Source organism: Donghicola mangrovi, from assembly GCF_013377535.1.
Taxonomy (GTDB): Bacteria; Pseudomonadota; Alphaproteobacteria; order Rhodobacterales; family Rhodobacteraceae; genus Donghicola; species Donghicola mangrovi.
The window spans coordinates 90049-98425 of the sequence record NZ_JABCJE010000013.1 but is presented as its reverse complement, the minus strand read 5'-3'; the positions used below and the strand labels follow the sequence as shown (position 1 = coordinate 98425).

The following is an 8377-nucleotide window of genomic DNA, read 5'->3' as shown; positions in this document are numbered from 1 at the left end:
CTCTGGAAATCCCAGACTAGTCACCTCCTTTAGCATCTGCAGATTGCTCCCCAAGATTGCGACCGGCAGGTTCAATGCCAGACGCAGCAAGCAAAATCCGCTTCTCGCGGCGACCACAAGCCTGCTGTCCGAGGGCTTCGCTGAGCGTGGGTCATTCACTGTGCGGCGGGGGCCGCTCTCGGGGCGGACGGTGGTGACCTTTGATCCCAGTCCCGAGGGGCGATCCTGGTTCGATGACATCCGCGAATGGAAGCAGGACCTTTTCGATGCGGGGCTCACGGATCTGGTGACGGACACATTCGTCGTGGATAACGGGCATGGTGTGGTGGCCACGCGGACCATGGTGGAGATCGCGCTGGAGATCGGAGATGGGGCGCTGCTCAAGCGGCAGGTCGATCCTGCTGCACCTCTGGGAATTCGGCAGGGTTTGGACATTGAGGACCGCGTGACCCCAGAGGTCCGGAGAGAGGCGCAGGTGGGGTGGCTGGGGGAAGATGTTCCTCGAAGCGGCGCTGCGATTGTCGATCTTGGTGGTGTGCTCAGGGGCTTCTCTGTGCGAGTGGAATGACACCGGTTTTGCGCAAACCTTATTCGAATAGGGTCCAAAGCGCCGGATGATATTACCGACCGTCTTTTTTTGAACCATCAAGGCTCCCCGAACGGGCCCGTTTTCCCAATCGCTTGCTGTTTTGCCAGAATGATTATCGACCATCTTGGAAACAAGCGTGCAGGCCAGACGGAAGGGCTCTTGCGGGCCCGCCCGGACGCTCAAAATGTAAATACATGGGGTCACTCGCAGACCAGTCACATCAGCTGAAGTGCGCGGGCGCATCAGCGGTCAGACTGGGTCATCCGAGATGATCTGAGGTGAGGGAAATCAGGATCTGGCCTGCGCCAAGGCAATCACATTGGTGCGCTGAGTGCGCCGCACATCTTTCCGGGCTTGCTGATCCCGCAGGGCCTTGGCCCGCGCCAGAGGTCCGTTCACTTCGGCCTCTTGGGCGGCGGAAAGTTCGGCTTCGAGCCGCACGAAGATCAGTACGAACTTGGGCTGGCGTTCCATCAGTACCGCCACTTGCAGGAGGGCCGCCTCCAACCGCGCCACGGCGCTCTCCGCGCCCTTCGGGGCGGGAGGCCGGATGCGATCGGCAAAGTCGGTCCTGTCGCGCGCCATGGCGTGCGTCTCCTGTGGCCCCGTGCGGGGCTCCGCAGGGGTGCTTGCTGAATGGAAATCCCCATGGGTGGGGCATGTCTGGACGCTAGAAAAGTCTGCCCGAGAGGCGCAACATCGAAGGCCGGGAGTGCGACTGAATTTTGTGGAAAACCACCCCAAAATTCACAAAATCACTATAATCGTAGTGATCTATTTCGAATTAAAAAACATAGGCTTAAATATTTTTGGGGATAACGGACACCCCCTCTTGAAAGTTACATTCCGCAACCGGAACCTTAGGGCGGGAGGCGTGTGTAACTTTGAAAGGTGTAAGAGTATGTTGTGTGACGATCCTCATGTTGATCAGAAAAAGAAAGCCCGACGCGTTCATCTGACCGATGCCGAGTGGACGGCGCTGCAAGGCGCGGCGAAACAGCGGCGCATCTCTGCAAGCCAACTGGTGGCGTTGTGGATTTTTAATCGGTCAGCAAAGCCCGCGGGGCGTGGTGTTCCGGATCGGCTGATCCAGGAACTGCACTACGCCATACGACAGAACGAAGATGTCCATCTCGCCTTTAACAATGGCATCACCCCAATCCCCACGGCGCTGGCCTCGGCGCTTTGGGCGAACACAGCGGCCCTGAACGCCCTCTTGGAGCAGCTCGGAAAATGCTGATCGGGTGGTACGAATATGACGCCTCTGATCGTTCCGGACGCGGGATCCTGACCTACTTTCTCGCGCCGACCGTGGGGAAGTCGGCGGAAGGGCTGCGCCTCCAACTGAACCGCGATCCTGCCCCGGAACTCTTGGCAGGTGACCCGGATCAAATGGTGCGGTTCCTGCAGCAGTTGCCTTTCACGCGGCGGTTCAGCGCCATGACGATGACCTTTGCCGAGGGCGATGTGCCCGTGGCGGCCTTCAATCGCGGGGATCGGGAGCAGAGGGATCGTGTGGGCAAGGCCGTCACCGCTGTGCTGGAACTGGCCTATCTGCACGTCCCGCAGGAAAGCCGCCCTCCGGTCCTGATCGGGACCCATACCCATACAGGGCGGCTGGAAGTGAACCTGCTGCTGCCCCGCGCGGTTCTGGCAGGCCACGGCCGCTATCTGTCGTGGAACCCCTGTCCACCGACGCCACGGCACCGCGCGATGTGGGACCTGCAGCGGCAGCTCATCAACGCGCGCTTCGGATGGGCCGAACCCACAGACCCGCGCCGGACCCAGTGGGTCAGCTTTCCGCCTTGGCTCAGCAAAAGCACCGCGGAACTGGAGCGGCATGGTTTGGCCTCAGCCCACATGGCCATTCTGGAATTCGGGCAGCAGCTTGTAGACCTAGCGGCAACAAAAGCTGTTCCGCACCGCAAAGCGCTGCGGCGGCATCTGCGCAAACTGGCGCGGAAAGCGGGCTACCGGATCGGGCGACCGAATGACAAATCGATGAGCTTCGTTGCCATTGATCCCGAGCGCACAAAGCCGAAGAAATTTGTGCTGAAAGGCCGCCTGTTTGAAGACCGCCCCTACGCGCTGGTGCGGCAGGATCAGGCGGAGTTCGACGCCCGCTTTGTGGCGGAAGATCTCGAAGATCAGCTCTTCGAGAAATCGGAAGATTGCAAAGCAATGACCGCCGCAAAATATGGGAAATATGGAAAAGAGGGTTGGGATCCGCAGCCCTTTGATCCGCGCCATGTCCTTGTAAAAGAACAGGAATGCATCGCGTGGCGGCCGATCCCGATCTTTCAAAAAGCAAAGAATGCAGCGGGCGCGAAAATTGCCAAATCTCGAAAATCCGACCTGCCAAAACCGCCCCTATTGCAAACGCTGATGGCGCGTCTGAACGCCCTTGCGGACCTCTGGCGAGACCAACGCGCGGCGCGCCGCATCGCGCGGGTCCTCGCTCGCCATCTCACCGATTTCCAAACCACCCAGAAGCAATGGAGAACCCTTCATGACTATATCCACCGACTTACAGAGCCTGAGTGCCATGCTCCTCGAATTCCGCGCCATGATGGACCGCCTCGAAGCGATGCTGGGACGCTCGGAGGACGCAGCCCTCACGGACCGCTTGCAGGAGATCACGGACGCGATCATCGCCTCGAACACCTATTCCCAGCTGATCGTAGAGAAACTGAGCGTCGCCCTGATACAGCAGCAAGACCTGAAACACATGGCCGCACAGATCGACGCTATTCACAACAACCAAGCCCGGATGATGCAGTGGCTTGGCGAAGCCCTCGAGAAGGCTCAAGAGGATGGATGATCAAGGCCTGGCTGGTAGGGGAAGAAAGGCGGTCTGAGCCGGAAGATGGGCTGGAGATGTAGTGGCGGTAGGGAAGGGCGGTCAGAAAAGGGCATCCCGCACGGGGTCGAACACGTGGGTGCCGTGGGCGATCGCGTACTGCCGCTCGGGCGTCAGGCCATAACGAAAGCAGTCACTCACCCCGAGGATGTCCAGCACCACAAGATCAGGCGTCGCGGCCATTTCCGCTTCACTGACGGGGTCTTCGACGACAACAGCGTCGTCCCCAAGTCCCTCTGTCAGAAAAATGGGGTCCGCCTCGGAATAGTGGAGCAGAGGCAGCCCCTGCCGCAGTCGCGGTGTGCCTTGCATGTGTTCCGGCACACCGCAGTCTGCGAGGTGTTCGGCCTGGCCCAAGCGCAGAAATCTGCGCAGATCGACAAAGGCCCAGAACATGACCGGAGCCGTCTCGGGATCAGGAGCAGACCGCGCACCTTCGGGAGCGGTGCCCTCGAAAAACCGGATGAGCTGCCCGAGCCTCGGCCCCCAGCCGTCAATGACTTCGTGGGTGCAGATGCCATAGGCCTCGCGCCCTTCAAATTTGAAGGCATAGAGTGTGCCGATAAATTTGCTGGGGCGCTTGGTCAAGGGAGGGGCCTGCGGGATGTTGACTTCTGACCTACAGACTGAGCGTCACTCCGCTTCTTCCGTCAAACGCTTTTCTGCCGCGTCGCGCATTTGGCAAAGGCTCATAGCCGTTGGATGAAAGTTTAGAGGCAGGTCAGTCCCAAGCGCATTGCACTTTCCCGGTGACGCAACCAGCCCGTCATCGTGAGCAAGGCCCGAAAACTCCAGCTTCGGGTGGTCCAGAGTTGGTAGGCAGAGCAACTCCAGTATTGCGTTTTAAAAGCGTCATAAAATGTAATCATATGTTGCAAAAGTTGCAGCCAACAGGTCAACTGGTTTAAGTGGGAATTTTTAATCACCGCAAATTATCAGTACGAGTTAAGGAAGAACTGAGTTCATGAAGTATACGACAGAGACCGTTTCCATCGACTTATCGGGCTCAGGATTGTTCCCATCATCATTAGATTTTGAAGAAATTCTCTCGAGCGAAAGTTATCTCGTTTCAGAACTCATTGAAGGTCAAGAGACGTCGGCCTTCCTTCACACTCAGGGCCGCCTGCAATTTGACTACGATACTTTCGTAGCGAATCTTGATCCAGTCGACACGTATCAAATCAAGCTTACAGTTTCAGATGCAACGTCTTTTGATTCCAATGTTCAGTTTAACGTCCGTGGCTCGAACAACGAATATGTGGGTTTGATCTTCAATGACTACGGCGACATATTTGATGAAGAAAATTCACTTTTAACGAAAGAATTTCAAGTAGACGATGGAGGAATGGTTTTTATTTTCTCCGGCCTGGTAAATACAAGTACTGACTCATCCGTACCTTACTCTCTTGAACTTATTAAAACCAAAGATGTGGAGCCTTGGACTATCTCTTTGACCCAAGAGGGAAACGGTGGCAAGGCGACTTTAACAACAAACGATCAAACTGTCTCAGCGGGAAGCCTTGTTGAATTCAGCGTCACCTTAGCGACAGTTGGAATTACAGCGAGCGATGTGTCACTTGTCGGCTCCGGTAGCATTTACTCAAGTCAAGTCGCTACTGAAAACGGGCTTACGATTAGCGGAGCGATATCTCCAAGCACTGATCTAAATTTGTCGGATTTGCTTGAAATCACATTCTTAGGGTCGAACATTGCAGGTCAGGTTGAGGTTGTTGACCTATATATTATTTTCACCGACCTATCCATAGGCAGGGAGCGTCAAAGAGTTCCCACTGAGATATCTGGGTCGCTACAGACGCCAGGCAGTCTCAAGTTAGACGGCACTGAGTCAAACGACACAATTAATGGAGATGTTGCTGATGATGTAATTGTTGGATTCGGAGGAAATGATAGCCTGTTCGGATCCACAGGTGACGACACGATGAATGCTGGCGCTGGAAACGACATTCTCTTGGGCGGTGAAGGCGATGATCTCCTACTCGGGAAATCTGGACATGATCAAATCTTCGGAAATTCTGGAAATGACATCCTGATTGGCGGTGGGGGTAGCGACTCCCTTTTTGGTGGTAACCAAAAGGACCATCTGAACGGCGGAAGTGGCAACGACAGCCTGTGTGGCGAAGCTGGAAATGACGATCTGGTCGGAGGCGGTGGCTCTGATAGCATTGATGGTGGGCTCGGTCGTGACAGTTTGAGCGGGAATTTTGGCAAAGATATCATATTCGGCGGCGGCGGCGGAGATATCCTGATTGGAGGCGGCGGGGCCGACACTTTGTTTGGAGGAAGCGGCAATGACCGCCTTTCAGGTGGCGGTGGAAAAGACCTTTTGGAGGGTGGTGCCGGGAAAGACAGATTTGAATTTAAAATAGGAAGTCGAACCGACACCATATTAGACTTCGAAGATGACATAGACACTCTTCTCTTGGATATTGATTTATGGGGGGGCGGGCTACGCAAAGCCCAAGTCCTTTCGCAATTTGCGACAGAGAACGAAAACGGCGTCGTTCTAAACTTTGGAAGTGAAAAGTTGGTGATTGAAGGACTTACGGACGCATCTGTATTGATAGATGACATTGCGTTCATTTAACTTCATGGGGGCCCTCTACCAACACATCTATGGTAACGGGCCGCCCATGGCCTCTATCAATAGCCCTGTGTAATGTGGACGCCTTCTTAGCTAACTTCGAGGCAAGGAGGCTATATGGTCACAGGGAATTTCACAGATGATTTCAAGCGCGATGCGGTCGCACAAATCACCGAACGGGGCTATCCGATGAAGGAGGTTTCTGAGCGGTTGGGTGTGAGTGTAAAGACCCACTGATTTCCTGCTCATGCTATAGAGGAAGAAAGTAGCCATGAGTAAGAGTATGGACGAGACCGTCAAACGCTGGACAGCCAAGTTTGGCGCAGTAACGCGGGATCAGGCGCTGATGCTGTTTCGCGCGAAAACGGCCTCCTGGAAGGGATGCTATCAAGGTCCCTTGGCACAGAAAAAAGGGGCGCCACGAAGGGCGCCCAAGTGCTTCCAGGGTCGGGGAGGGATTATTCGGCGGGGACAGCCTGCGACGCGTGACTGCCAAAGTGCTGACGGTTCAGCCGGATCACCAGCGCGACCATCGCGAATTGGGCGATCAGGGCAACGGCGGTCAGGGCCCAATAGGTCGCGTCGTACTTGGTGATCGCAGCGGCAGCGACCAGCCCTTTGTTCACAAAGAAATGCAGCATCACGCTCAGGGCCACGCCGGGGCAAACCAGCGCGTACGAACCCGCTGAGGTTTTCCCACCGAAGACAAAATCGGCAAAGTACCCTTGGCGGCGCAGGACGGTCAGACCCAGCCCAAGGAACACGAGTTGCACACTCAGCAGGCGGGCAAGGAACATCATGGTGTCGGCGGCGCTGGTATGGGCGTCAAAGGTGGTGTGCAGGCCGTGATCCTGACGCAGCACCATGATCCCCAGAACGGTCATCAGCGGCACGATGATCAGCAGGGTGGGCGCGGCTTCTTTGGCGGTGCCGTAGTGCAGCATCGAGTTGAACGCGGTGACAACGGCCAGCGCGGTATAGATCAGCGCGGCGGTGCCAAACGCGGTGGACAGTACCAGCGCAGTGGCCACAGTGGCAGGGGTATGGGACATCGCAGCCGGGGCCGACAGGCCCACAGCCACCATCGCCAAAGCGAACGCGGGCAGCATCTGGGCAAAGGAGTTGTGCGCGGTGACATCGAACAGCCCACCTTTGGACAGCACGCGGCCAAGGAAATCACCGATCAGACGCAGGGCCCAAATCCCGGTTAGCGCAAAGGCCCCCAGCGCCATCGGGAACAGGTATTCCACAATGCTCCAAAGCTGAGGCACAAACACCAGACCTACGATGAAGGCTGCGTTGATGCTCATGGCGACGGCCAGCGGGGCGGCCAGTAGGGTGGTTTCCCCGTTGGAATTGCGCAGCTTGTGGTAACTCTCGGTTCGTTTGAATTTGGACAGTTGGGACAGGTTCCAGATCAACCCCTTGATGTTCAGCACGGCAAAGACAGCGATGCCAATGGCCGCCACGACAATCGCTGCCTGGAGTAGCGGTGATCCCGTGGCAAAGGCGGCGGCGATATCCTCGAAGACCGGCACGGGTTTGTCGGGGTGTTTGACCCAGAACATCAGGTACATAAAGAAGGTGACGGCCAAGCCTCCGGCCCCGACGGAGCCAAGAAAGTAGGTCGGAACATAGGTGTCTGCGGGTCTAGCGTGCTGGATTGACATTGGAGCCTCCTTTCACATTCGTGATATTGAATATATTAGTATTCAAAAAACCGAATGTGAAGGCTCAAGTTGTCGCAGGCAATGCAGCCTTGGTGTGACACCTGAGCTGCGAGTAGTTTCTCGGGCCACTCCAACGCCAAGCATGACGTGACCCTTGCCAACGAAATCTATCCATATCGACAAATCGAACGCGATTTTTTGGCCCTGTTGAAGTCCTTATTGAGGGTCATCTCCGGAGGTTTAAGCGCAGAGGGGGCAACTTGCCCGCGCGTTACCGACTTTGGCCCGCCGAATTGCTCCGCAATGCCTCGAAAGTCCGGTCTGGTAGGGCTGTATTGGGGCGATGCAGACCTTGGTTAAAGGAAAAATATAAGCCGGAATTGACGGACCTGCTGGTCGCGGCGCCTTCACGCGGTACGGCAACTATCGGCACGTTCGCGTTGTTTATTGCGCACGTAAAGAAGGTCCGGAATTCCGATATTCTGTTCCAATTTAGTGGGTTTGCGTTTCCTTCCAAGCGCCTGAATTCATTACGATTAATCGTAAATAAAAATTATTTCTTGAAATTCGGTATATATCTTGAAACTTTTACTTACGGGTTGGGCAGGTGATTAGCACCTGTCTTTTAAAAGTGAATGCGTCAGTTAAGGCGCTGT

At 55.8% G+C, this 8377-nt stretch carries 7 protein-coding genes and 1 pseudogene; 5 read left to right on the top strand and 3 right to left on the bottom strand.

The features are described 5' to 3' along the window. The coding region (locus HJ536_RS18415; protein ID WP_228028804.1) for a hypothetical protein at positions 1–568 on the top strand (568 nt) is incomplete at its 5' end. A 309-nt stretch (positions 569–877) separates the two neighbouring features. Here HJ536_RS18415 and HJ536_RS18410 read toward each other — a convergent pair. Next, complete coding sequence (locus HJ536_RS18410; protein WP_177158877.1) at positions 878–1105, bottom strand: hypothetical protein; 228 nt, start codon at positions 1103–1105, stop codon at positions 878–880. Positions 1106–1490: 385 nt separating this feature from the next. Between HJ536_RS18410 and HJ536_RS18405 the strand changes: the two genes are divergently transcribed. Further along, positions 1491–1829, top strand: coding sequence for a hypothetical protein (locus HJ536_RS18405; protein WP_177158876.1), 339 nt, complete (start codon positions 1491–1493; stop codon positions 1827–1829). Beyond that, complete coding sequence (locus HJ536_RS18400; RefSeq protein WP_177158875.1) at positions 1823–3472, top strand: hypothetical protein; 1650 nt, start codon at positions 1823–1825, stop codon at positions 3470–3472. The genes HJ536_RS18405 and HJ536_RS18400 overlap by 7 nt, the downstream gene beginning before the upstream one ends. Positions 3473–3491: 19 nt before the next feature. Here HJ536_RS18400 and HJ536_RS18395 read toward each other — a convergent pair whose 3' ends face one another. After that, a complete protein-coding gene (locus tag HJ536_RS18395; protein ID WP_177158874.1) occupies positions 3492–4037 on the bottom strand; it encodes a hypothetical protein in 546 nt (181 codons plus the stop codon). 376 nt (positions 4038–4413) lie between these two features. On the opposite strand from HJ536_RS18395, the gene HJ536_RS18390 reads away from it, so the two are divergent. Together HJ536_RS18390 and HJ536_RS18385 are read left to right on the top strand one after the other, a co-directional pair. Then, on the top strand, positions 4414–6054 hold the full coding sequence (locus tag HJ536_RS18390; protein ID WP_177158873.1) for a calcium-binding protein: 1641 nt from the start codon (positions 4414–4416) through the stop codon (positions 6052–6054). A gap of 114 nt (positions 6055–6168) precedes the next feature. After that, positions 6169–6273, top strand: a pseudogene (locus HJ536_RS18385) (transposase); the annotation flags it as partial. Between the two features lie 236 nt (positions 6274–6509). Here the strand turns inward: HJ536_RS18385 and HJ536_RS18380 are convergent. Further along, entirely contained in the window at positions 6510–7721 is a 1212-nt protein-coding gene (locus HJ536_RS18380; protein ID WP_177158872.1) for a TsoY family (seleno)protein, read from the bottom strand. Positions 7722–8377 lie beyond the last annotated feature (656 nt).